The following is a 25,268-nucleotide window of genomic DNA, read 5'->3' as shown; positions in this document are numbered from 1 at the left end:
GTATCACGGTCATGGTGAGAACGCCCCTGACCCCGTGGGAACGCGAACGCGGCGAGCGCTTCGGCGCGCTGCTGCGGGAGGCCCGCGGCGACCGCAGCATGGTGGACGTCGCCGCGGCGGCGGGGGTCTCCGCGGAGACCCTGCGCAAGATCGAGACCGGCCGCGCCCCGACCCCGGCCTTCTTCACGGTCGCGGCCCTGGCCGCGGCCCTCAGCATCTCCCTGGACGTCCTGGTCGCGGCGTGCGCGGCGGCGGAGCCGGGTGCGGGGGACGCGGGGGAGGCACTGTCGGCCTGAGAACGGTCCCGGGACCCTCAGCCTGAGGCATTGCGCGATTTCCCGTTCCCAGAATCACGCGGGCCTCACCCGAATTCTCGAGTGAGGCCCGCGTGGGTGCACTGAAGTGGGACTACCTAGACCGCCACCGACACGGTCAAGACTCCGGCTGCCGCATCGAGCCAGAAGGGGCCAGCAAGCCGGACGAGGTACAGGTCAGGAAGCCCAGGGTGCTTTTTCAAGAGCCCCTCCGCACCTTCCGGCCACGGAGTGTCACCGGCCGGCAGGTGAGTCACTGCGAGGGAGTCGAGGAACGCGCCGTCCATGTTCGTTGGCTTCTCCAGCGAGTAGGCGTGCACTCCCTCCAGATGCAAAACCAACGAAGGCCGGTCCACCTCTCCGAGGAGACGCACTTCCAGCACGTCTCTGTCCCCCGATGCAAAGAATGAGACTCCGTCGACGAAATGCCCTTCGTATGCCGACAGGTATCGGTTGAGACGAGCACATTCAGCCCGCATCTCGTCATTCAGCATGTGACATTTTCTCCGTGGTCGTGGTCCAGCGTCTTGTTTCCGTTCTCGTCCCAGCGCTGAACCCCGTTCTTCTTGTTGGGGCCATTATCAATGACGGAAGTGCGAGTCACTCGACCGTCGCTATCACGGATAGTGATCTTACTTCCGTCACTGCCCTGATAGGTCATGTACCCACCGTTGCCGCCCTTTCCGTCGGACCAACTCTTAAGAGTGAATCCATTACTCTCCAGGTAATCGTTCACTTCATCCAGCGGCATTCCCTGAAGATTTTTTATACGACTGACATCCGGAGATCCCCCATCATTGTGAACCAAGATGGGAGTACCTCCGGCCAGCACATAGTACGTGTGGAGGTCAGTGACGGTGAGGTTGTAGGCGGTCTGAAGCCGATGGAAGTGCCTGACCCCGGAAATCTCCAGGGTCCGGCCGTCGTCGGTCCGGAGCGTCATTCCGGGCGTCACCAAGCCGGCGTCGACCCAAGCATGTTCACTGGGTGACCACAACGGGTGGTGATCAGTCGCCGTGACGGTCTGGCCGTTTTCCCCATCCTTGGCGCTGAGGGTGATGGTGGTGAAATCCGTGTCGTCGGGAGTGCGAATGGTGGCGGTTACCGCTTCAGCCCGCGTCTCACCGGTCTCCGGGTCGGTGGCGACCACCTTGTCGCCAGGTTCCAGCTTCTCGATCGGCTTGGTCGTGCCGTCCGCCATGAGGACCCTGGTGCCGGCCGGGAAGCTGTTCGGCACACGTTTGCACACCTGCTTGAGCAGCTTGCCCAGGAGGCGCATCTTGGACTTGATGATTGCGTCCTCTGTAAGTTGGACGCACGCCTCCATATCGCCGTCCTTGCAGTCCCGGTACTGCGTGATCCCGAGCAATTCCTGTTCGATCTCCCAAGCCTGCCGGGAAGCACGCTCAAGCGCGGGACCATGCTGCATTACCTTGCAGAGAATGATGTTGCGATAACACCACGCTGCCGCGGTATCACTGCTCGTGAATTGGCTGCATCCAGGGACCCCACACTGCAGTAGTTCCCGAACGCGGATGCGCTCCTGCTGCGCCTCTACTTCCTCCTGCCGCTTCTTCCGGAAGTACTCCTCGGTGTCCCGATTGGCCTTGTCGACCCGGTGGATGTTTTTCTTGACGCAGGCCGCGTCGCAGCGGTTGTCGTGGTGCCCGCACAGCTCCGGCTCCACGTCGCATTTAGTGCGGCCGGTGGGGTCGCTGTAGGTGACCGGGTTGTTCTCGGTGTAGGCGTAGCCGTTCATCTGTTGCGGGTCGCCCGTGTCCATGACGGGGTCGACGCTGAGGAAGCGGCCGGTGGTCTGGTCGTACTCGCGGGCGCCGAGGTGGGTGAGCCCGGTGGCGGGGTCGTCGGTACCACCGACGAAGCCCTTCTGGCCCGGCCAGTTGTCCGGGGCGTCGCCGCGGGGGCCGCCGAAGGGGGTGGCGCGGCGTTGCTGCATGGTCAGGTCTGTGGCGTTGACGGCGAGTTCGGAGGTGCCGTGGTGGTCGCCGAGGAGGAAGGAGAGTTTGCCGTCGTCGGTGCGGATGGCCTGGTTGCCGCCGCCGAGGTCGTAGTAGCGGGTCGCCTTCGCCGCCGAGGCGCCCTTGGCGAGACTGAGTTCGGTGGAGCCGAGGTAGAGGGTGGTCTCGTTGTCGGTGCGGCGGATCAGGCGGTTGCCGTCGGCGCCGTAGACGTACGAGGTGGTCTTCGACCCTTCGGTGACCTTGGCGAGGTGGCCTTCGGCGTCCCAGTCCAGGACCTGCTGGTCGCCACCGATGGTGCGGGTGTGGGTGTTGCCGACCGTGTCGTAGGAGTACGAATCGACCTCGGTGGTGTTCTGCGTCTTCGTCGTGACCTGGGTCAGGCCGTGCGGGCGAGGTGCCTTGGCCGGCGGGTAGTCGTAGGTGCGGGTGACGTCCTGCGCAGAGTTGCCGGCGGGGTCGTGCTGGGTCTCGGTGCGCCGGTTTCCAGTGACGTCGTAGGTGTAGGACTCCCAGTACGGAGCCGGGCCACCGAGCAGCGAGCCGGCCGTCGAAGAGCAACCGCCGCTGCCTTGGGCCCAGGCTTCGGTGAGACGGCCGAGGTGGTCGTAGTGGAAGCACTGGTTGTCGGTGCCGTCGCGCGAGGTGTCGGCGATCGAGGTGATGTTGCCGGCCTGGTCGTAGCCGTAGGTGGCGTACTTGTCGACGCCGGGCACGCCCTCACGGTCCACCCGCGAGGTGTCCAGCCGTTGGGTACCCCACTGGTAGGTGTTCGTGACCTGGGTCTTCTTGCCGCCGCTCTGGTAGGTGAACTGCAGCGGCTTGCCGGTCAGGCTGTAAGCGGTGTCCGTGATGTAGGTGACATTGCCGGTGCCGGTGAGCTTGACCGGCCGCAGGATGTCGTCGTACGTCGGGGTCAGCACATCGGAGGCCAGGGAACCGGCGGCCGGGTAGCTGCTCGACTGGACCGTCTCGTCCAGGTTGTACTTGACGTTCGCCTGGTAGGTGCCGGCCAACGCGCTTTCCGACGCCGGCAGAGAGGCAGCCGGGATCGTGGTCGTGACACGGTTCGGCCGGTACAGCGTGTCGTACACGTTGTACGTCGTGGTGAACGCCTGCCCGGACGCGCCTCCGACATAGCGGGTCGCCGAGGCAAGCTGACCCTCGAAATTGGTCGGGTCCCAGACGTGCTTGGTCAGCAGCGGCCCGCTCACCGCGCCGTCGTGCGTCTCCAACTCACGGCCGATCCCGTCGTAGACGTAGCTGATGGTCTGCTTCGGGCTGCGCGCATCCGTGCTGGAGATCAGCAGGTTGCGGTCGTCGTAGACGTAGTCGGTGTGGCCCTTGTCCGGGTCGTCGTCGGCGGTCTTGTTGCCGCGCTGGTCGTAGGTGTACGTCCACTGGTTGCCGACCGGGTCGGTGATGCTGGTGAGACGCCCGGCCGGGTCGTAGCCGTAGTGCGTGGTGGACGGCGTGCCGGTGGGGGTGGCGGCGTCGTACTGCATCAGATCGGTCGTGCGGCCACGGGCGTCGGTGACAGTCGTCGACGGCGTACCCCCGGCGGGAGGTGTCACGGTGACGCGGTCACCGCCGTAGAGCGTGCTGGTGGTGGCCAGCACCGTGCCGCCATCACTGTTGCCCGCCACCTGCTGGGACTTCACCACCCGGCCCATGCCGTCGTAGGTCGTCCAGCTCTGGGACTCCACCGCCAGGGCGTCATCGAGCTTGAGCAGCGCAGTGGAGGGGGCCGCGGTGTTGTAGTACGGCACGAAGACCTTCGAGGTCAGGCCGCGCTCGTCGTAGAAGGTGTCACTGACCAGCCGCCCGCCGTTCGGGCCGGGTGCCTGGGTCTGGCGGGGCCGCAGGAAACCGTCGTAAATGCTGTAGGCCGTCCGCTGCGTGCCGTCATTCGTCAGGGTCTTGGTGGCGACCGCGACGGCCTTGCCGTCGGTCACGGAGTAGGCGAACTCGTAGTTCGGCGTCTCGCTGTTGGCCTGAGAGCGGTTGGGCAGCCAGACCTTGAGGTTGCGACCGAGTGCGTCGTAGGTGGAGTCGGTGCGCCGGTTGTTGGTGTCAAGCACGCTGATCGCCAGACCGCGCGCCGTGTCGTAGGTCGTCGTCGTGGACTGCGCCGTTGTCGTGACACCCGCAGTGGCCGGTGCTGTGGTGACCTTCACCGTCGTGGGGAAACCGGTGGTGGGTGAGTAGGTCACTGTTGCGGTGCGGCCGTCGGAACGGTCGGCGCGGGTGGGCGTGCCGGTCTCGGTCGAGGTGACTGTGCCCGTGATGTCCGTGGTGCTCACCTGACGGCCGTACACCGGGTCGTAGCTGACGCCGGACTCCAGATAGGTCGCCGTGGTCCCGTTGTGCGAGTTCAGGGTGGCGATCCGGGTGGGGTCGCCCTTGGTGGGGGCGGCGTTGTAGGCCAGGCCGTCGTAGGCGGTGCGGACGTCGGAGATGACGTCCTTCTTGCGGTCCGGGGTCGCGTCGCACTTCACCGCGACCGTCTCCACCCGCGAGGGCTCGGTCAGGATCCAGGCTGTGGTGTTGTCGGCGTACGTGGTGCGGGTGCACTGGTCGTCGGCGGACGTGCCCGTGTCGCCGAAGTCGTCGGTGACGGTGACCCGGCCGGCGGTGTTCTCATGGGTGCTGGTCTGGTACGTGGTGCGCCACTTGGTGCCGACGCCGTCGTCCAGCGAGGTCCAGGTCCGGGTGGAGGCGGTGCCGGTCAGGTTCGCGGTCGTGGTGCCCCAGGACCGCACCCGGGTGGCGGTGGTGTAGTGCCACGGAGTGGTGACCGTCTTGTTCAGCACCCGACCGCTCGGCCCGCTGTACTCCTCGGTCTTGTACTCGAACCCGGACGCCGAGTCGTGGTCGGTGATCGTGCCGCCGTTGTCGTCCGACACCGTCACCGACTTGGTGCCGTCATCGGTGGAGGTGCCCTTGCGGTCCCCGTCCATACCGCGCAGGAACCAGTGGTCGGTCTGCGACCGCATGACGTCCTGGCCGCCGGTCAGCTCCCGCACATGCCCGTAGCCACGCCACTGCGACCAGGTCTTGTACTTCTCCTTCGTCAGCCCGTCGTCGTCGGCGAAGTGCCACGCACCCCCGTCCAGGTACTGGTATCGGGTGACCATGTCCGGCGAGGTGTTCGTCCGGTCGGTCTCGGTCACCGAATCGACCACGTACTTGTTGAACCACTGCAACGACGGATCCGCGTCACCGGACTTGGTGAAGAACACCGGGTAGCAGCGCGTCGTGTTGGTCTGCGGGGTGGGCAGGTGGTCCGCGTCGCACTCGGCCGCCGAGTAGTTCACGTCGATCTGCCCGCCGGACTCGTCGGCAACCGTCGACAGGCGTTCCTTGATGAACGGCGCGGTGTCGTCCCCGGGGATGTCCAGGCGGTTCGCCGCCTGGCTGTAGCCGAAGGTGACCTTGGGCAGGGTGATGTTCGGCGTCGCCGACTTGCCCGTGTGCTGGATCGAGTCCAGCAGCAACTGGTAGTCGATGTCCGCCATACCCCAGTGGTGCCCCAGCGCCCACGTGTCGATCGGCGCGTACGTGCCGTCCGACTTCAGTACCTGTGTCGTGACACCCGTCAGCCGCTTGCGCGTCCAGAACGTGGGAGAACTTGCCTTGGTGCAGTCAGCTCCCGACTTGCAGTTCAAGTCCCACGGCGTGTCGTACCAGTAGAACTTCTTGTCGTCGATCGTCGACGCATCACAGGTGACACCGGTCTCCGGCAGACACCGCTCCGCATTGGCGAACGTCACCTGCCCCAGCGCCTTCGCCGAGTAGACCGTGTCCTTGCGCAGCCCGTAATCAATGTGATCGACATAGCCACCGCGGTCGTAGACCGTCTCGTCGGCGGCCTTCAGGTTCCGGGCGTAGTAGTTCGATTCCTTCTTGTAGTAATAGGCGATCGCGTTGCCGTGCACGTCGACCGCGTAGTCCAGGTTCCATCGGTACGCCTGCTGGCACCAGGAATCCGCGAACGCGGACTGGTGGCACGGCTCGCCCGCATCGTCACCGAAGACCGGAACCGTCCACGTCGAATCCGTGGTCGTCTTGCCCGACGCCCACCCTGGCAGACGGTTGTAACCGAAGAAATACTGGGTGCCGTCGGTCGTCGTCACCTTCCAGTACTCGTCGTTACGCGCACCATTGCCACGGACATCGCTTGTCGAGCCGTAGACCCGCTCGACCTTGGTGCCGTCGTCACCCTTCAACTTGAACGAGTTCGTGCCGTCCGGGATCAACTCACCGGCGTGACCGTTGAACGACAGCGTGGCGTTGTCGTACGCCCAGCACAGATCACCCGGCTTGTTACCGTCCGCGTTCTTCACATCGTCGTCGGCACACGGCTTGTAACTACGGTCGATCGAACCCGGCCACAGGTCGAAGCCGTCGCCCACCCACGAGGACTGGTTGTTGGACGTGGAGGTGCGGCCGTCGATGCCGCCCGATGAGTAGGACAACCCCACACTGGGCGCGAAATTGCCGGGAACACCTGGCACCGGCATGTCGTAGGACCAGGAGAAACTGCCCGAGCTCAGATCGGTTGACCAGTTGTCCGACGACGACAGCTTGCTGGCCGTGTAGTCGCCGTGGTCACTCGACGTGCCGCCAGCAGCGGCCGTCGTCGCCGCGAACAGCACCGGACCGGCGGCGGAGAGAGTCGTGGTGGCGGACAGCTTCCCGCCCTCATTACGGGCAGCCACCGGCTGACCCGTGCGACACTGCGCGAGCTCCGGCGTCGTCGCCGCACACGCCGGCAACCGCACCAGCTTCAGACGGGACGCGTACGCACCGCCGTAGCTCTGGGCGAAGGAGGACGTGTCCACGTCCACACCCACCTGGCTGCCCGTCGCGCCCGGCTCACGACCGACCGAGAACAGCAGGCCGTCCACGCCGGCCTTCCGCGCAGTAGCGGAATCCAGCACGCGGACGGTCGCCCGCCCGTCGATGACGCCCGAAGTCCTGCCGGCCGCGGGCGTCGTCAGCGACACCGGCAGCGAACCCGCCCGCCACGTCGCCGCCTTCGCACCCGCGTGCAGGGTCACCGTCGCCGAACCTGCCTTCGGCAGCGCGTGCCGCGGCGCACCCAACGGCATCCGGCGCTGACCGTCCGTCCCACGCGGCGACGACGCCACCCCGTGCCCGCTCAGCGGCTTCTCCGACGCCGGGATCCCCGGCATGTCGTCGGCCACCGCCGTGGACGTCGCCACGGCTTGGAGCAATGTCCCCACCAACACTGCGGAGACGGCCACCGCGATTCTGCGGCGCAACCGAAGCCTTGACTGCCTGCGCATTCCCCACCCCTCCTGTCGAATTCCGTGCATGCTCGAGAAGCCCCCCCCGCACGGGGGGACCCAGTGGGTCCACCCCGCGCGGGGAGGATGGTGCGGTGATTCCGGCTGGTTACGGCCCAGGGACCGTGGCCAGGTCCTCGCCGTTGGCGAGGCGGGCGATCTGGTCGTCGGAGGCGACGCCCTGGAATGTCCACACGTCGTCGATCACACCGGGCCAGTACTCGCCCCACGTGCCGTCGGTCTTGCCGCGGCCGAGCTGGAGTCCGGCGGTGGCGTTGAACGGCAGCACGTTGGAGTTCCAGGACACCGCGTCCGTGCAGCCGGGCACGTCGGGGTCGCCGTCCTGGTTGTCGTCGGCGCACACGACCTGTTGCAGGTTGCCGTCGACGTACAGCCGCATCTGGTCGGCGAAGGCGTCGTAGACCACGGCCAGGTGGTTCCAACTCGTGTTGTTCATGAAGTTGGGGTGCTCGGCCGTCGCCACCGTGGCGCCCTTCACGTCCGAGCCCGGCATCGCCAGCTGCCATCGCCCGGCGTTCGCCGGATCGGTGGCACTCGGTACGTAGCGCACCGAGAAGCCGCTGTTGACCGAGCCGGCCTGGGAGAACACCGTGACGGGGTGATCGGGGCGGGCCGCGGTGCTGACCCACGCCGCCGCAGTGAAGCTGGTGCCCGTGGACACCGGCGAGGTGGCGGTGGAGGCGTAGTCGCCGTCACCGTCCAGCGACAGGCCGCCCGTGCCGACCCAGTTCGAGTTGCCGGAGGTGTCGATGGTGGCGTTGCCGCCGAGCGTCAGCGCGCGCTTGCCCGAGGAGTCGTCCGGGGAGGTGACCGGCGTTCCGGAGCCCGCGTCGAGCTTCCAGCGGCCCTGGACCACCGGGCGTGCCTTGTTGAGGTCCTTGACCTCGTCGTCGGACAGAGCTCGGTCGAACATCCTCACGTCGTCGAGGTCGCCCTGGAAGCGGGCACCACCCGTGGACTTGTACCCGAGCATGACCGGCCCCGTGGCCAGCCACGGAGTGGTGAACGGCTGCGTGTCCTTCAAGACGCCGTCGACGTACAGCCGCATCTGTGCGGCATCGAGGTCGTACACGCCCACAACGTGCGTCCACTCCCCGAGCCGGGCCGCCGCGCAGTTCACGTTCGGATCACATGCGTTCTGCTGCGCCCTCACCAGTTCCGCGCCGGCCATGTCCTCCTTGGCGCGCATGAACACCCAGCCGCCCAGTGCCGACGAGTGATACAGCTCGAAACCCGAGGTGTTCGTCGCACTCTGCGTGGCAACCGTCATCGCAGTCTGCGGCTTGTCCTTGGGGAGTCGGGCCCACAGTGAGACCGCGAAGCTCTGGTAGGTGTCCAGGACCGGTTGCTTGGTGGTGATCCCGTCGTCGACGCCGTCGAATGTGGCCGCCGTTCCGTCCACACCGGCCGACCCCAGAACAGTTCCACCGTCCACGGTGGCGCTCACCTGCTGTGCACGGCCCACGACCGAGGTCGCGCTCGCATCCTCGTCCAGCGGCCAGACCAGCTTGGCCGGACGACCGGTGCTCACCGGCTGCTTGGCGTACAGCTTGGAGATCTGCGTGGGCGTCACCGCGTAGTCGAAGAGCTGGGCCTCGTCCAGATCACCGCTGAACCAGCTACCGACCACACCGTAGTGCTGTGCGGCACCCAGGATCGTCCGCCCGCGGGCGTCCCACGGAGTGGTGAACGCCGCGGAGCCGGCCAAGGCCCCGTTGACGTACAGCCTCAGCTCCTTGGCGGTGTTGTCGAAAACGCCTGTCAAGTGGGTCCAGGTCCCCAGGCGGGCGGCGGCGCAAGCGGTGTCACCCGCCGGGCAGGCCGGCTGCGATGCCCGGATGGTGGCCGTACCCTGCGCGTCCACCGAGTGCCGCAGCAGCTGCCAACCGCCCATAGCCGACGAGTAGTATATCTCGAAGCCGCTGGTGTTGGCACCCGCCTGCGAGATGGCGACCGCGGCCCCGCCGGGGTAGTCGGCGGGCAGCTTCGCCCAGACCGACACCGAGAAGCCCTTTCCGGTGTTCAGAACGGGTGAGACCGTGGCGGCGTAGTCGTCGACGCCGTCGACGTGCAGGCCGTGACCGGACACGCCGTCGCCGCCCGGCGTCGCTCCACCGTACAGCTGGGCCGGCCACTCGCCGCCGGAGCCGCCGACCGTGGTCGCACCGGCGGCCTCGTTGAGCTTCATGTTCAGCCGATCCGGCTGACCGGCGTTGACACGGAACTGGTAGGTGCGGATCTCACTGCCGTTGCCTGCCGCGTCGAAGGCCTGGGCGGTGATGAAGTTGACGCCGGACTTCGTCGGCATGAACTTGGTGCTCTGCGCCGCTCCTGCGGTCGTCGTGAGCGTGTGTGCGCTGGTGGGATTGCCGTTGATCCCGAACCAGTACTTCACCACATCTGTCGCGGTGGAGTCGATGGTGAACGTGCCGTACCGGCCCACACCGTCGAACCAGGGGTCGTTCGGATCCTCCGCGTCGGAAGCCGGGTACTGCGTGGAGGTGATGGAGGGACCCGCGGGCGCGCTCGGGTCGTACGTCGTGAAGCAGTCGACGGCCGAGCCCGCGTCGCTCCAGGGCGACCACTGCGCGCTGTCGAACGAGCGCACATGCCAGCCGACCTTCGTGTTCTTGGGGAAGTTCGTCGGCAGTTTGATCGAGAAGTCCGATCCCGACTTCTTGTACGTCGTCGTAGCGGACGTCCAGTGCGGTGCGTACTTCTTGCCGTCACCGGCATCCCACGAGGCCTGGAACTGCACTGCGACGTTGTCGCCGTCCGGGTCGGTGACATCGTTGGCACGGATTGTCGGCAGTGTGCGGACCAGCTTCGTCGTCGACGAGCACGCGCCACCCGGGTCCTGCGTCAGCTGCGACGTCCGGATCTGCGTCGGCGGACGGTTGTACTCCACCCGCAGGAACGCGTCGTCGGAGAAGCGCTTCCATCCCGAGGAGGAGTTCTCGTCCTTCGCCCGCAGGCCGAACGTCGTGGTCGACCATCCGTTGGCCGCCGCCTGCTGCACCGCACGCGCCGCCCAGAACTCGACGGTTCCGCCGGGGCACTTACTGCCCCAGCCCTTCGCCTCGCTGAGCGTCTGCTGCAGGTCGATCCAGAAGCTGTCGTTGTTCTGCGTGTTCCACGTGGTCGAGGAGTTGACACCCTTGGTACGCCACAACTGCACGTCGGACTTGGTGCAGCTGTCGGAGTACGTCTCGTTGGCCACGAACGTCGCCGACAGAATCGACTTGCCGGCGAACTTCGACGTCGGAATCGTGTAGAAGATCCGCTTCAGGTCTGCGGGAGCACACCGCACGTCATCCGCGCAGTAGCCCATTCCGGAATCGGGGTTGCCGTTGAACTTCCACTGCGGGGAAGAAGCCCAGAAGCGGGACACGAACGTCCAGTTGGACGCCTTGGGGCTGTACCACTGCGGGTCGATGAAGACGGGGAACGTGGCCTTCTTCAGCAGCCCCTGGTCGGGCCTGAGCACGAGCTGGTCGTCGGCCGCGGGCACGCTCACCGCGATCGGGGCGACGTTCGCGGAGGAGTCCGGGCCGTCGGCGGGGTTGGCGGGAGCGTCGGCCACGGCCGCCTTCGCCGACCGCGCGGCGGCGGCCGGGGCGGCGGGGGCCGAGGCGGAGTCCCACATCACGGGCCGCGGCGCCACGAAGACGGGGCCGCCGGCACCCTTGTCGACGGCCTCGAGGCCGCCGTCGGCGGTGGTACGCACGTCCATGCCGTCCGCGTCCATCGCGAGCTTCAGCTCGGCCAGCTTCGGGTCGGTCGCCGCCTGCGGGGTCTTGACGACCAGTACCTCCGAGGCGCCGTCGACGCTCGCCTTCACCTGGAGGTCGACGTCCTTGAGCACCGACCGGTAGGTGGCGGTGCTGCCGTCGATGACCGGCTCCGGCAGTGCCGTCGGCCAGGACAGCGACAGGGTCCTTCCCGCCCGGCCCAGGGTGATCAGCGGCTGCTTGTCGCCGCCGCCGGAGAAGGCGATGTCCATCGTGGCCGCCTTCGGCCCGACGGAACCGTCCGCGCGCTTCTCCAGGCCGGTGTCGACCGGCTTCCACGCGCCGTCCACCCGTGCGCGGACCGGACGCACATGCTCGACCGCCTCGAAATTGCCGTTCGGCAGCGCGTACGTCTCACTCGTCTCGCCCCGGAGGGAGGCGATCTCCACCTTCTTGCCCGAGCGCGCCGCCTGGCTGAAGGCGGCGTGCTCGGAGGCCGTCCCCGCCACCGGGGTCTTCGCCGGCGCGGCCGCCTGCGCGGCCGGGGCGGAGAACCCCAGAGCCGGCAGCGCAGCAAGGAGCGCCAAAGACGTAGCGGCAGATGTCCAACGTTTCGCCGTGCCCGGCTTCACGCCGTCAGCACGGCGTGACTTGTCCCACTTCATATCCCCCACCCTGGACTCACAAGATCTACACAGCAGCGGCTGATCAAACCCTGGGCCTCTTCGGACGGTCAACGGCCAACCGGCGGTACGCGGTGACCTGTAAGGGCCATGACCGGATCAGGAAGAGGAATTGTGAACATCCCGTTTTTCCTGCCTGAACGTGCGGCGAATGGGCGAGGTCCGGTGGATGGCCAATCGGAGGTGAAGCCCCGTCCGACCTGGGAGGATCCGTCCGGCGTGGTCCCCGCGACGTTGCGACGGGCACTCCTGGTCGGCACGGACCGGATCACCCGGGCGACGGTTCGCGGCGCGCCCGGCGCGCCGCGAACCTGTCCGTAAGATCCCTTGCATGACGGGCCAACACCATGGTGACCATGCGTCGGATCCGTCCGGCAAGGACGGTATGCGCCTGTCGGACACCGGCCGGGTCGAGGCCTTCAGCGACGGCGTCTTCGCCATCGTGATCACACTGCTCGTACTGGATCTCTACGACCACGACATCCGGCCCGGCGACCTCGCGTCGGACCTGCTCGCGCGGTGGCCCGCCTATGTGGCGTTCGTGGTCTCGTTCGTGTACGTCGGCGTCATCTGGCTCAACCACCACGCGCTCTTCCGCCGGATCCGCCGGATGGACAGCGGCCTGCTGTGGATCAACCTCGCGATCCTGTTCAGCACCGTGATCGTGCCCTTTCCCACCTCCGTGCTCGGGGACGCCGTGGCCGAGGGCGGGGGCACCGACGACCAGCGGGTCGCCGTCGTGCTCTACGCCCTGGTCGCCGCCGTCATGTCGGCACCGTGGTGGGGGGTGTTCTCGTACCTGTGCCACCACCCGGACCTGCTGGAGCCCGGCGTCCCGACCGCCTACCTCCGGGCGCAGCGGATCCGGCCGCTGACCGGTCTCGTGCTGTACGTGGTCTGCGGGGTCGGGGGGTGGTTCGTCGGCCCGGCCGTCGGCGTGGCCTGCATCGCCGTGGTGATCCTCTATCACGCCCTCACCAGCGAGGGCCTACGGGAAGGACCGGCCGGCCGGCTCCTCGGCGCCTTCAGGCGCTGACCCCGGTCGTACGTCGGGCGAGTCAGGCGTCCGGGGTCAGCACGGTGCGCTGTCCGGGGGCCTCCGGGGCGGTCCAGGCGTGCTCGACCCGGGAGAGCGGGACCGGCAGCGTGTCGAGGGCGAAGGTGCCGGAGTCGATGAGGCCCGCGAGGGAGGGGAGTTCGGCGAGGATGCCGGCGGTGCTGACGGAGCCCTGGCCGCTGCCCATGAGCCGCAGGTTCGCGCCGCGCAGGTAGGCCGAGGGCAGGGTGATGTCCGGTCCCGCGACGGAGCCGATCTGGACCCAGGCAAGGGGCTTGGCACGCTCGGCGCGGGCGCTCAGCACGGCGGGCAGGGCGTGTTCGGTGGCGGCGCCCCACAGGTAGTCCAGGACGACGTCGACGTCGCCGGCGGCGCGCCCGAGCCGGCCGGCGGTCTGCTCGGGGTCGCCGAGGAGGGGGACGGTCTCGTCGGCGCCGAGACCGGGGAGGAGCGCGAGGCGTCCGGGGTCGCGGCCGGCGGCGACGACACGAGCGGCGCCGAGGTGCTTGGCGACCTGGACGGCGAGCCGGCCGGCGCTGCCGGTGGCGCCCAGGACCAGGACGGAGGCGCCGGACGGCAGGGGGGCGCGGCGGCGCAGGGCGACCCAGGAGGACATCGCGGGGTTCATCGCGGCGGCCACCGCCACCGGGTCGGTACCCGCGGGCAGGCCGACGGCCCGGCGGCGGTCGACCACGGCCCGCTCGGCCATGGTGCCGGCCACCCCGTCCGGGGCGACGAAGTAGAGCAGTTCGCCCTGCGGGGTGCGGCCGACCGCGTCGATACCGGGGACCAGCGGCAGGACGCCCTCGGAGGTGTAGTGGCTGCCGTCGGCTCCCGAGCGCACCCGGGGGTGGAGCCCGGCGGCCAGGACGTCGACGAGGATCTCGTGCTCCCCGCGCGGCTCGGGTTCGGCGACGGTGCCGTAGCGGGGCGGTGCGTCGAAGGAGTGGACGACGGCTGCGTGCATGACGGCCTCCAGAGAGGTGGGAGGGGCGGGCGCATATAGTTTGTATCGCGTACCACTTTCAAAGTAGTTTGCGTCACGTACCAAGTCAAGCGGAGGCAGCCATGACCGAGCAGCGCGAACCGGACCTCACCGACGGCCCCACGAACACGACCGACGCGCTCGTCCAACTGTCGTTCCTGGTCCACGGAACGCTGGCACGCGTCGCGGCGCGGCACGACCTGTCCCTTGTCCAGATCCACCTGCTCGGCATCCTGCGCGACCGCCGGCCGGGCATGCTCGAACTGGCCCGCCACCTGGACCTGGACAAGTCCTCGATGACGGGACTGGTCGGCCGCGCCGAGAAGCGCGGGCTGGTGGAGCGGCTGCCCTCGCCCCACGACGGGCGCGGCGTCCTGGTCGCCCTCACCCCGCTCGGGCGGCGGCTCGCGGAGCAGTGCACCGCCGAGATGGACGAGCACATCGCCGCGCTGACCGACGCCCTCACGTCCGGCGAGCGCTCGGCGATCCGCGCCGTGAGCACAAAGCTCCTGCGTGCTGCCGGAAAGTGACCGAGTCCGGCGGGTCGGCGGGGCTTCGCCCCACGGACACCTCGCGGTCACCGCGGGGTCGTGTCGCCCTGTGACGGTCGGGGAAGTTGGCTATACAACTTTCGCCGAGGAGTGAGCATGACCCCCCTGACCGTCTTCCCGGTCGCCGAGCTGCCCGCGATGTGGCTGCGCGACAACTGCCCCTGCACGGACTGCCGCGACCCGCGGTCGGGCCAGAAGCTCTTCCAGATCGGCGCGCTGCCCGCCGGGCTCCGCGTCGAGACGGCAACCGATGCCACCGACGTCACCGGCCCCGCCGGGGAGCCCGCGATCGAGGTCGTCTGGGCGCCCGACGGGCACCGCTCGGCTTACCCCGTCAGCTGGCTCACGGCCCACCGGCCCGGCGGCACCTCGTACGGCGACCGGCGCACCGAGGACGGCAAGGAGCTGTGGAAGGCCCGCGACCTGTCCGGGCGGCTGCCCGAGGCCGACTGGGACGCCTACATCGCCGAACCGGGCCTGCGGGCGCGCCTGCTGGAGTCCGTCCTGCGGCTCGGCTTCATGCTGCTGCACAAGGTGCCCGAGCGCGACGAGCAGGTGCTCGCCGTGGCCGAGACGTTCGGCTTCGTCCGTGAGACCAACTACGGCAAGCTCTTCGACGTGCGCGTCGAGCCCGACCCGAACAACCTCGCCTTCACCTCGGTCGCCATCACGCCGCACACCGACAACCCGTACCGCGACCCGGTCCCGACGATCCAGCTGCTGCACTGCCTGGTCAACGACGCCGAGGGCGGCGACTCCGGCCTCGTCGACGGCTTCGCCGCGGCCGCGCTGCTGCGCCGCGAGGACCCGGAGGCCTTCGCCGTCCTCAGCCGGACGCCCGTGCCGTTCGTCTTCCGCGACGCCGGGACCGAACTGCGCGCCGACCGCCCCCTGATCGGCACCGACGGGCTCGGCCGGGTGCGGGAGGTGCGCTTCAACAACCGCTCGATCAGCGCGCTGCGGCTGCCGGCCGCCGAGCTCGACGCCTTCTACGCGGCGTACCGCACCTTCGCGGAGCTGCTGCTCCGCCCCGAACTGCAGCTGAACTTCCGCCTGTCGCCGGGCGACTGCCTGGTCTTCGACAACTCCCGCCTCCTGCACGCCCGCACGGCCTTCGCCCAGGACGGGGCGCGCCACCTCCAGGGCTGCTACGCCGACCTCGACGGCCTCGCGAGCAGCCTGGCCGTGCTGCGGCGCGCGGACACCGTGGAGCCGCTGGCCGAGCTGTTCGCCGGGGCGGGATCGGCGGAGTACCTGGGCGAGGCAGTCTCCATGGCCGAGCACATGCTCCAGGCGGGCGCTCGCGCCGAGGCCGCAGGCGCCCCGCCGCACCTGGTGGCGGCCGCGTTGCTGCACGACGTCGGGCACTTCGCCGGCGAGGTCACCGGCCAGGACCTCATGGACGGCACCGACAACCGCCACAGCCACACCGGCGCCGACCTGCTGGCCCGCTGGTTCGGGCCCGAGGTCACCGAGCCGGTGCGGCTGCACGTCGCGGCGAAGCGCTACCTGTGCGCGGTGGAGCCGGAGTACTACGACCGGCTGTCGGAGGCCTCCAAGCACACGCTGGCGGTCCAGGGCGGCCCGATGACCCCGGAGCAGGCGGCCGTTTTCGCCGCCCTCCCGGGCGCGGCCGACGCGGTCGCCGTCCGCCGCTGGGACGAGGCGGCGAAGGACCCGGAGGCCTTCACGCCTGCGTTCGAGCACTTCGTCCCGCTGCTTACCGCGCTGATGCGCGGCTGAGGTTGCGGTGCCGGTTCGCCGGGTGGGTCGGGTGTGGGTGCGTGGGTGGCTGGTCGCGCAGTTCCCCGCGCCCCCAGCCGGCACGGACCCGCGCCCGTGCAGCTTGAGCTGCCCCAAGGCCCGTGGGTCCAGTGCGGGTGCGTGGGGGCTGAGCGCGCAGTTCCCCGCGCCCCCACCCGGCACGGACCCGCCGCGCGGCCACGCCACGAGCCGTCCCCGGCCAGTGGGTCACGTGCGCGTGCATCGGGGCTGAGCGCGCAGTTCCCCGCGCCCCTACGGGGCACGGACCCGCCGCGCTGCCACGCGTTGTGCTGCCCCGGCGCGGGTGCGTCGGGGCTGAGCGCGCGCTTCCCGCCGGTTACGGGGCGCGCCCGGAAGCCAGGCGGCGGATGCGGTTCGTGCGGCCTGCGGTGGCGAGGCGGTGCAGGACGGCGGGTTCCTGCGTGGAGGCGGCGAGGCGGAGTGGGAGCCAGTCGGACCAGGAGTCCTGGGCCGAGGGGTCGTCGAGCAGGGCGGACACCGACGGGCTTTCGAGGACGCCGAGTTCGCGCGCACGGCGCGTGGCGTAGGCGCGGGCGCGCCCGGTGCCGAGGCGGTCCGTCCAGGCGGGGCGTTCGGCCGCCGGGACATGGGCGAGGGCGTGCAGGACGATGCCGAGCGCGATGGCGTCGTCGGGCTCCGCAGCCACGGCGTCGAACAGTTCGGGCAGGCGCGCGGGGTCGTCCATGGCCAGGCGGTACCGGGCCCACCGTTCGTGCTCGCCCGGCGGCCCGGTCATGCCCGGTCCGTGCGCGGGCTGTGCTGGCGGCCGAGGGTGGAGGCGGCGACCGAGTTGTGGACCGTGAAGGCGATGGTGCCCGGCAGGTAGCGGTCCTCGGACCACTCGACCGGCACGCCCGCCGGGTCCGTTGTGCGGCGTCGCTCGCGCAGCAGGACCTGGCCGGCCGGGCACTCCAGGAGCCGGACGTCGTCCTCGTCGGCCCACGCGATGTCAATGGTGTGGTCGGCGTCGGTGAAGAGCACCCCGTGCCCCACCAGCGCCTCGGTGTGCGACACGACGTCGGGCGCCAGTTCGGCCACCAGGGCGCCCACCCGCGCCGGGTAGAGGGAGCGCTCGACCATGACCGGTTCGCCGGACAGGGTCCGCACCCGCAGGACGAGGTGGACCTCCGCCCCGGGTTCCAGGCCCAGTTGCGCGGCCTCGGCCGGTTCGGCCGGCCGCCGTACGACGCGGTCGACTCGCCCGCCCGGCGTCTCGCCCAGGGAGCGGGCCCAGTTGGTGAAGCTCAGCAGTTCGGAGAAGCTCTGCGAGCGCGGGCCGCCGAGCACCGTGCGCGGGGTGCCGCGCCGCGAGGTGACCAGGCCGTCCGACCGCAGCACGGCCAGGGCGTGCCGCACCGTGCCGCGGGAGACCCCGTAGCGCTCGGCCAGTGTGCCCTCCGGGGGCAGCTTGGAGCCGGAGGCATACTCGCCGGCGATGATCGCCGCGCGGAGTTCGGCGGCGACCCTGCGGTACCGCAGGTCGCTGTCGCCGCTGCCCTGGTCCTCACGCAACGTGTCTCCCGGCCGCTCTCGTGTCCACCGGGCCGGCGGTCCGGCCGGCCCCGGACAGACCTTATCCGGCCCGGACCGCCGGTCCAGGCGCAGGTGGGACACGGCGAGGGTCCGGGCCGGGGCGAGCGCCCCGGCCCGGACCTCACGGGACGTCGGTCACACGGCGTGGACGGTGCCCGCGTACCGCTGGACGAAGCGGGTGCCGGTGCCCGCCGTGACGGTCACGTCGTACCGGCCCTCGTCGGTGCGCCACTTCACGGTGTCCTGGTGACCGGCCCGGACCCAGACGACCTCCTCCTCACCGTCGAAGTCGTTCGGCGTGACGGTGAAGGCCACGTCGGAGCCGCCGTCGTTGCGCAGCTCCAGCTCGACCGTGGTGTGGCCCGGGTCGTCGGCACGGCGCAGCGCCGCCCCGACGAGGGGCGCGGCCACGTCGTCCTGGCCGTCGCGGACGACGGTGCCCGCGAAGCGGCGGACGAAGCCGTCGGCGCCGTGCACGGAGAAGTCGTAGCGGCCGTCGGTGGCCGCCGCGTCCCACACGTAGGTGCGCGACGAGTGCGGCTGCACCGTGAACGGGGTGCCGACGCGCGGCAGGGCAATGTTGGGCAGCACGGTGAAGTGGTAGCCCACGGTGCCGTCGTTGGTCAGCGTGCAGGTGACCTTGCCGGTGGCCCGGTCGACCGTCACGTCGGCCCACGGCAGGTACGGCAGCGGGCGGTGCGGCCGCTCGCCCTCCTCCTGCGCCGGCATCGACTGCGCGGTGGGGATCTTGACGCCGGGCAGGGAGTTGCCGGCGTCCGCCTTCGCCATCAGCGCGACCGTGTCCGGCAGGGCCGGGATGCTGTAGTCGGGCTTGGTGAAGTCGAAGGCGCTGGTGAGGTCGCCGCAGACGGTGCGCCGCCAGTCGGAGATGTTGGGCTCCCGCACACCGGTCACGCGCTCCAGGAACTGCACCACCGACGTGTGGTCGAAGACCTGGGAGTTGACCCAGCCGCCGCGCGACCACGGCGAGACGACCCACAGCGGCACCCGGCTGCCCAGGCCGATCGGCTTGCCGTTCGCGAACTCGTCCTTGGTGCCCGGCTCGGGCATCGGCGGGATGACGTGGTCGAAGTAGCCGTCGTTCTCGTCGTACATGACCAGGAAGACGGTGTGCTTCCAGACCTCGGGGTTGGAGAACAGCGACTGGAGCGCGGTGTTGACCCAGTGGGCGCCGTAGTCGGGGCCGGCCGACGGGTGCTCACTGAACAGGTACGGCGCCACCAGCCAGGAGACGGTGGGCAGGGTGCCGTCCTTGCAGTGCTTGTCGAACGCCGCGGGGTCGAACTTCGTCATGGCGTTGACGTAGCGCGGGTCGTCCTTGGGGAACGCGTGGAACTGCCTGAAGTACGACAGCGCGTTGTCGTCGTAGTCGCCGTAGCGGTCGTCCGAGCCGTCCGGGTTGTGGTAGACGCGCCAGCTGACGCCGGCCTCCTCCAGCCGCTCGGCGTACGTCGTCCAGTCGGCCACCGGGTTGTCGGTGACCGGGGTGTTGTCGGTCCAGGGGCCCGTGGTGCCGTCGACGCCGGGGCCGGCGGTGCCGGTCCACAGGTAGAGGCGGTTGGGGTCGGTGGGGCCGTTCAGGGAGCAGAAGTAGCCGTCGCAGAGGGTGAAGGCGTCGGCGAGGGCGAACTGGTAGGGGATGTCCTCGCGGTTGAAGTAGCCCATGGTGCGCTCGCCCTTGGCGGAGACCCACTTGTCCATGGAGCCGCTGTTGACGGCGGAGTGGCCGGTGTCCCAGTCGTGCGGGAGGCCGCCCGCGTTCTGGGCGTTGTACTTGGTGGTGTCCATCCGGAAGGGCAGCAGGTAGCCCTCGGAGCGGCTGCGGTCGGGCTGGCGGAACACGGAGTCGCCGCTGGGCAGCACGACGGCCTGGCGGTCGCCGAAGCCCCGCACGCCGTTGAGCGTGCCGAAGTAGTGGTCGAAGCTCCGGTTCTCCTGCATCAGGATGACGACGTGCTTGACGTCGGCGATGCTGCCGTCCCGGTCGTCGTGGCTCGATGCCTCGGCCGTGCCGGGCAGTCCGACGGCTGCGGCGGCAGCCCCGGCGGCGGCGGTGCCGATGAAGGCGCGGCGGCTGAACTGGGTCATGGGGTGGTCCTTCGGGTCGTTCGGGTCAGCCGCGGGCGGACAGGGAGAAGGTGACGACGGCGGCGGCGTGGTCGGAGGGCCAGCCGTTGGCCGCCGTGCCGGGCACGGGCTTGGGCCAGCCGGTGACGAGGCTGTGCGCCTCAACGACGCGCAGCGGTCCCGCGTACTGGATCTGGTCGACGCGGTCCTGCGGCTCGGCACCGCTGCCGCCGTCACGCTGCGGCCTGACGGGGGACCAGGTGGTGCCGGGCACCGCGACCGGGTCGGTGTGCACGGCGCGGAAGGCGTCCGTGAGCCCGGCCTGCTCCAGGGTGCCGGTGACGGGCCAGCGCAGGCGGCCCACTCCCCCGTGCTGGTCGGCCGTCTTGGCCGTCCAGTCCAGGTGCGAGGGCGAGGCGAGGCCCGCGGCCAGGACGACCGCGCCGCGGGAGGCGATGTCCGCCCGCATCGCGGCGACCAGCGCCACGGCCTGCCGGTAGCGGAGCGTCTGCTCCTCCGCCGCCTCGACCTGGGCGGCGCTGCTGCCCGCGAGGAGCGCGTACGGCCCGTAGTCCGCCTCGTCCAGCTGGGCGGCCCACAGCCGCACCGCGGGGCCGCCGGGCGGCTGCAGCGTGGCGGCGGCGGCCGGCAGGTCCGCGGTGGGGGCGACGACGTCGGTGAGCGGGTAACGGCTGACGATGCCGAGGCCGCCGGCCTGGTGGACGTCCCAGCCGAGCGCCTTGGCCAGGTTGCCGGCCGCGGTGCCGCCGGACTCCTGGAGGGCGACGACGTCGAGGCCCTGGGTGAGCACCAGGCTCAGCAGCTTCTCCGCGAAGCCGTCGATGTGGGTGCCGGCGTCCCAGAGGTTCAGCGAGGCGACCTTGAGCGGGATGCGGTCGCGGTTGTCGCGGACCGGCACCTGGACGGTGATCGTGTCGCTGCCCGCCGCACTGTCGGTGACGGAGACGACCACGCGCCCCGGGTTCTTGGGCGTCGAGGCCGGCGCCTTGCCGGTGACGGTGCCGTCCGCGGCCACCGACAGCCAGGAGTCGCCGCCGGTGCGCCGGAACGTCGCGCTGCCGGCGGGGTTGCCCTCGGGGCGCGCCCACAGGCCCGCCAGCGGCACGGAGACGTCCGTGCCCGTCAGCTGCGGGGCGGTCGTGAGGGCGTCCACCACCGCGTGCGGCCGCGGGATGACGGGGCGGGGGACGAAGCTGAACGGCGCGGTCTTGGCGAGGATGCCGTAGCCGTCCTTCGCGAGCAGGTAGCCGGTGTAGGGGCCGCCGGTCAGGCCGGCGGTGTTGATGGTGATGTCGCCGGAGGCGGCGGGCGTGTACTCCCAGGCCAGCGAGCCGCCGTTGCCGGGCTGCCGGTTGCCGTCGTAGACGCCGACCCAGTTCGTGGCGTACGGCGTGTCGGTGGTCCAGTGGAAGACGACCTGGTCGCCCTCGTAGGGGTTGGGGGTCTTGAGCGTGATGGAGTCGCCGGTGGGCGCACCGGCGAAGCTGAACGGCGCGGTCTGCGCGAGGATGCCGTAGCCGTCCTTCGCCAGGAAGTAGACGGTGTACGGGCCGCCGCTGAGGCCGGAGGTGTCGAGCGTCGTTTTGCCGGAGGTACCGGTGACGTACGTCCACACCAGGGAGCTGCCGCCGGCGCCCGGCTTGCGGTTGCCGTCGTAGACGCCGATCCAGTTCTTCGGGTCGGGGGCGTCCGTCGTCCAGGTGAAGGTCAGCTTGTCGCCCCGCTGCGGGGACGTCGTGGAGCTGAGCGCGATGGTGCTCCCGGACGCGGCGTCACGAGTGAGAGGTGGCACGGTGATGGGTCCTCTCCGCCCGGGGACCGCCGCGGCGGGACCCGGGTGAGCAAAGTTGTCTATATAACTTCGCTCCAGCAAGCCGTCTCGTGGCGACGGCCCGGTGAACGAGGGATTGCCGTTCGCGGGGCGGCAAACGGAATTCTCGCCTCGCGCCGCGCGCGCCCCGCCGTGCCCGAGAACGCGGTGAAACACCAGGCCAACTGCGGTGGTCGGGCCGGAGGTGGGGCCCGCCGGGGGCGCGTCGGCACATGGCGCGCCCGCATCCGGGATGCGGGTGCCGGGGGACGGGGTGGCGGGGCCCGGTCGAGCGCACTGTGCGCAGCGGGCCGTTTCCGGGCGACGGTCCTGCCACGTTCCCGCCGATTGGTTTCCTGCACGTGCGCCGGCTCACCAGAGCTGATTCGGGGGCATCCCGAAGCAGAGGAGAGCGCCGTGGGCAAGGTGGTCATGTACAGCACGGTGTCGGTGGACGGCTTCGTCGCGGACGAGAACGACCGGCCCGGACCGCTGTTCGACTGGCTGGTCGGCGGTGACGTCCCGTTGGACGGGAGCGGGGCGCTGAAGGTGTCGCAGACGTCCTACGACTACACCCGACCGTACTGGGACCGGATCGGGGTGACGGTCGTCGGCCGCCACGTCTTCGACATGACGGACGGCTGGGACCGGAAGCCTCCGGGCGGGATCGAGCACGTCGTCGTCGTGACCCACCGGGGCAGGCCCGAGGGATGGCACCCCGAGGCGCCGTTCCACTTCGTCGACGGCGTCGAGGCGGCCATGGCCACGGCGCAGGAGCTCGCGGGTGACCGCGTGGTCGAGGTCGCCGCCGGCGACGTCGGTGGCCAGGTGCTTGCCGCGGGCCTGGTCGACGAGGTGCGCATGGACGTCGTACCCGTGGTGCTCGGGTCGGGCAAGCGCTACTTCGGTTCGGTCCAGGCGCAGCACCTGCTGGAGGATCCCGACGTGGTGATCCGGGGCAACCGGGTACTTCACCTGCGCTATCGGGTGCGCCGTTGACCGATCCGAGCGCGAACGGTGACACCGGACCGGAGGCCCGCCCGTGTGGACTCGCGCGGCGCGCGCCCCGGGATGAGCGCCGCACCGGGGTCCCGTTCGTATGATCGCCAGGCTCAGGACGTCGGCACCGAGGCGGTCGGGACGTGGCACAACCGGGAATCGACTACGAGGCGGTCTTCCGCGGACTGCCCAGCGCGGTCGCGCTCCTGACGCCGCAATTGTTGTTCGTCGACGCCAACGAGGAGTACCTCGCCCTGTCGGGCCGGCCGGCCGCGGAGGTGATCGGGCACTTCCTCTTCGACGTGTTCCCCGACAATCCCGACCACCGCGGGGCGTCCGGGATGCGCAATCTCGGGGCCTCGCTGCGGCGCGTGGCGTCGACGGGCGAACGGGACGCCATGGCGCTGCAGCAGTACGACGTCGAGGACCCCGAGCATCCCGGGCGGTGGGAGGAGCGGTACTGGAGCCCGGTCAACATGGCGGTGTTCGGGGACGACGGGCGCGTGGCGCTGCTGGTGCACCGGGTGGAGGAGGTCACCGAGCTCATCCGCGCCCGGGGCGGCCCCGACCGGGACCGCTCCAGGGTGCTGGAGGCCGAGCTGTACGGCAGGGCCCGCGAGCTGCAGGAGGTCAACGAGCGGTTGCGGCGCGCGCACGCCCGCGAGCGGGAGGTGGCGCTCGCGCTCCAGTCGGCGATGCTGCCCGCCCCGCAGCCGCTGCGGCAGCACCGCGTGGCGGTGCGCTACCGGCCGGCCACGGGGGCGCTGAATGTGTGCGGCGACTGGTACGACCTGGTGGACCTGCCCGGCGGGGGCGACCGGATCGGGGTCGCGGTCGGCGACGTCGTGGGGCACGGCCTGCCGGCGGCGTGCGTCATGGGGCAGTTGCGCAGTGCGCTGAGCGCGGCCTCGCGGGTCGCGGACGGCCCGGCCGGCGCCCTGGAGGTCCTGGGGCTGTACGCGCGCTCGGTGCCCGGCGCGGAGTCGACGACGGCGGTGAACGCCTTCGTCGACTGGGACGAGCGGACCGTCACCTACAGCAGCGCCGGGCATCCGCCGCCGGTCCTGCTGCACGCCGACGGCACCGTGGACTTCCTCGACCAGGCCACCGATCCGCCGCTGGGTGCCCGTCCGGAGCACGACTCCCGGCCCCAGGCCGTGATCCCGTTCACCGAGGACGACACGCTCGTGCTCTACACCGACGGCCTGGTCGAGCGGCGCGGCGAGGACATCGACGCGGGTCTCGCCCGCCTCGCCGGCGTCCTCGGCCGGCACCACGGCGCCGGGCCGGAGCGGCTCGCCGACGCGGTGCTCGGCGAGCTGCTGCCGCCCGGCGGGATCACCGACGACACGGCACTGGTGGTCGTCCGCCTGTGAGCGGCGGCGCAACTCCCTGACGGGCCGTCAGTTGAAGCCGACGACGGAGTGCGGCCGGTAGGGCTCCTCCAGGGACTTCGCTTCCGCCTCGTCCAGGGACAGGTCGAGCGAGGCCACCGCGTCGAGCAGGTGCCGCTCCTTGCCGACGCCCACGATGGGCGCGGTCACCCCCGGTTGCCGCAGCAGCCAGGCCAGGGCCACCTGGGCGCGCGGCACGCCGCGCCGCTCGGCGACGGCCGCCACCGCGTCGACGACGACGCGGTCCTGCTCGTCGTACAGGCCCCGCCCGTAGTCGTCGGTCTCCTGACGGGCGGAGCCCGCCTCCCAGTCACGGGTGAGCCGGCCGCGGGCCAGCGGGCTCCACGGCGTGACGCCGACGCCCTGGTCGGCGCAGAGCGGCAGCATCTCGCGCTCCTCCTCGCGGTAGAGGAGGTTGTAGTGGTTCTGCATGCTGACGTACTTCGTCCAGCCGCCGCGCTCCGCGGTGTGCTGGGCCTTGGCGAACTGCCAGGCGTGCATGGAGGACGCGCCGATGTAGCGGGCCTTGCCCGCCTTGACCACGTCGTGGAGTGCCTCCATCGTCTCCTCGACCGGCGTGTCGTAGTCCCAGCGGTGGGTGATGTACAGGTCGACGTAGTCGGTGCCGAGGCGGCGCAGGCTGGCGTCGATCTCGGTGTGGATCGCCTTGCGCGACAGCCCCGCGCCGTTGGGCCCGGGGCGCATGCGGCCGTGCACCTTAGTGGCCAGGACGATGTCCTCGCGGTTCGCGTGCTCGGCCAGCACCCGTCCCACGATCTCCTCGCTGGTGCCGTCGGAGTAGACATTGGCGGTGTCGAAGAAGGTGACGCCCGCTTCGAGGGCGGCGCGGATCAGCGGGCGCGCGGCGTCCTCGTCGAGCGTCCACGGGTGGTTGCCGCGCTCGGGCACGCCGTAGCTCATGCAGCCGAGGCATATGCGCGAGACGTCAAGACCGGTGGAACCGAGTTTCGTGTACTGCACGTTGCTGCTACCTCCGCGAATGGG

Annotated in this window: 15 protein-coding genes; 6 read left to right on the top strand and 9 right to left on the bottom strand. The window is 70.2% G+C overall.

Features of this window, described 5'->3' with window-relative positions; genetic code table 11:
• Positions 1 to 11: 11 nt before the first annotated feature.
• Positions 12 to 296, top strand: a complete 285-nt coding sequence (locus ABZ883_RS07595) for a helix-turn-helix transcriptional regulator (RefSeq protein WP_360903115.1) — start codon at positions 12 to 14, stop codon at positions 294 to 296.
• Positions 297 to 412: 116 nt separating this feature from the next.
• On the opposite strand, the gene ABZ883_RS07590 is transcribed toward ABZ883_RS07595, so the two are convergent.
• From ABZ883_RS07590 to ABZ883_RS07580, 3 genes are all read right to left on the bottom strand, one after another.
• The gene (locus tag ABZ883_RS07590) at positions 413 to 808 is read right to left on the bottom strand and encodes a hypothetical protein (RefSeq protein ID WP_360903112.1); all 396 of its coding nucleotides are present in this window, start codon (positions 806 to 808) and stop codon (positions 413 to 415) included.
• A complete protein-coding gene (locus ABZ883_RS07585; RefSeq protein WP_360903109.1) occupies positions 802 to 7,521 on the bottom strand; it encodes a polymorphic toxin-type HINT domain-containing protein in 6,720 nt (2,239 codons plus the stop codon). The genes ABZ883_RS07590 and ABZ883_RS07585 overlap by 7 nt, the downstream gene beginning before the upstream one ends.
• 193 nt (positions 7,522 to 7,714) lie before the next feature.
• The gene (locus ABZ883_RS07580) at positions 7,715 to 11,944 is read right to left on the bottom strand and encodes a LamG domain-containing protein (protein WP_360903106.1); all 4,230 of its coding nucleotides are present in this window, start codon (positions 11,942 to 11,944) and stop codon (positions 7,715 to 7,717) included.
• 427 nt (positions 11,945 to 12,371) lie between these two features.
• Here ABZ883_RS07580 and ABZ883_RS07575 point away from each other — a divergent pair, with 427 nt between their 5' ends.
• Complete coding sequence (locus ABZ883_RS07575; RefSeq protein WP_360903103.1) at positions 12,372 to 13,076, top strand: TMEM175 family protein; 705 nt, start codon at positions 12,372 to 12,374, stop codon at positions 13,074 to 13,076.
• A 22-nt stretch (positions 13,077 to 13,098) separates the two neighbouring features.
• Here the strand turns inward: ABZ883_RS07575 and ABZ883_RS07570 are convergent, their stop codons facing one another.
• On the bottom strand, positions 13,099 to 14,064 hold the full coding sequence (locus ABZ883_RS07570; RefSeq protein WP_360903100.1) for a zinc-binding alcohol dehydrogenase family protein: 966 nt from the start codon (positions 14,062 to 14,064) through the stop codon (positions 13,099 to 13,101).
• 101 nt (positions 14,065 to 14,165) lie between these two features.
• On the opposite strand from ABZ883_RS07570, the gene ABZ883_RS07565 reads away from it, so the two are divergent.
• Together ABZ883_RS07565 and ABZ883_RS07560 are read left to right on the top strand one after the other, a co-directional pair.
• A complete protein-coding gene (locus ABZ883_RS07565; RefSeq protein WP_360903097.1) occupies positions 14,166 to 14,612 on the top strand; it encodes a MarR family transcriptional regulator in 447 nt (148 codons plus the stop codon).
• Between the two features lie 117 nt (positions 14,613 to 14,729).
• Entirely contained in the window at positions 14,730 to 16,376 is a 1,647-nt protein-coding gene (locus ABZ883_RS07560) for a phosphonate degradation HD-domain oxygenase (protein WP_360903094.1), read from the top strand.
• Positions 16,377 to 16,734: 358 nt separating this feature from the next.
• Here the strand turns inward: ABZ883_RS07560 and ABZ883_RS07555 are convergent, their stop codons facing one another.
• The 4 genes from ABZ883_RS07555 to ABZ883_RS07540 form a co-directional block, all read right to left on the bottom strand.
• Complete coding sequence (locus ABZ883_RS07555) at positions 16,735 to 17,154, bottom strand: hypothetical protein (RefSeq protein WP_360903091.1); 420 nt, start codon at positions 17,152 to 17,154, stop codon at positions 16,735 to 16,737.
• A complete protein-coding gene (locus ABZ883_RS07550; RefSeq protein WP_360903088.1) occupies positions 17,151 to 17,930 on the bottom strand; it encodes a GntR family transcriptional regulator in 780 nt (259 codons plus the stop codon). Before ABZ883_RS07550 ends, ABZ883_RS07555 begins: the two co-directional genes overlap by 4 nt.
• Positions 17,931 to 18,086: 156 nt before the next feature.
• On the bottom strand, positions 18,087 to 20,060 hold the full coding sequence (locus tag ABZ883_RS07545; protein WP_360903085.1) for a phosphocholine-specific phospholipase C: 1,974 nt from the start codon (positions 20,058 to 20,060) through the stop codon (positions 18,087 to 18,089).
• A 25-nt stretch (positions 20,061 to 20,085) separates the two neighbouring features.
• On the bottom strand, positions 20,086 to 21,852 hold the full coding sequence (locus ABZ883_RS07540; protein ID WP_360903082.1) for an endonuclease/exonuclease/phosphatase family protein: 1,767 nt from the start codon (positions 21,850 to 21,852) through the stop codon (positions 20,086 to 20,088).
• Between the two features lie 435 nt (positions 21,853 to 22,287).
• On the opposite strand from ABZ883_RS07540, the gene ABZ883_RS07535 reads away from it, so the two are divergent.
• Both ABZ883_RS07535 and ABZ883_RS07530 read left to right on the top strand, forming a co-directional pair.
• Entirely contained in the window at positions 22,288 to 22,869 is a 582-nt protein-coding gene (locus ABZ883_RS07535; protein WP_360903079.1) for a dihydrofolate reductase family protein, read from the top strand.
• A gap of 143 nt (positions 22,870 to 23,012) precedes the next feature.
• The gene (locus tag ABZ883_RS07530) at positions 23,013 to 24,245 is read left to right on the top strand and encodes a SpoIIE family protein phosphatase (protein WP_360903076.1); all 1,233 of its coding nucleotides are present in this window, start codon (positions 23,013 to 23,015) and stop codon (positions 24,243 to 24,245) included.
• 27 nt (positions 24,246 to 24,272) lie between these two features.
• Here ABZ883_RS07530 and ABZ883_RS07525 read toward each other — a convergent pair whose 3' ends face one another.
• Positions 24,273 to 25,244, bottom strand: a complete 972-nt coding sequence (locus ABZ883_RS07525; RefSeq protein WP_360903073.1) for an aldo/keto reductase — start codon at positions 25,242 to 25,244, stop codon at positions 24,273 to 24,275.
• Positions 25,245 to 25,268: the final 24 nt, after the last annotated feature.

This window comes from Streptomyces sp. NPDC046977 (genome assembly GCF_040644455.1).
Classification (GTDB): Bacteria; Actinomycetota; Actinomycetes; order Streptomycetales; family Streptomycetaceae; genus Actinacidiphila.
This window is presented reverse-complemented; position numbering and strand designations above follow the sequence as displayed.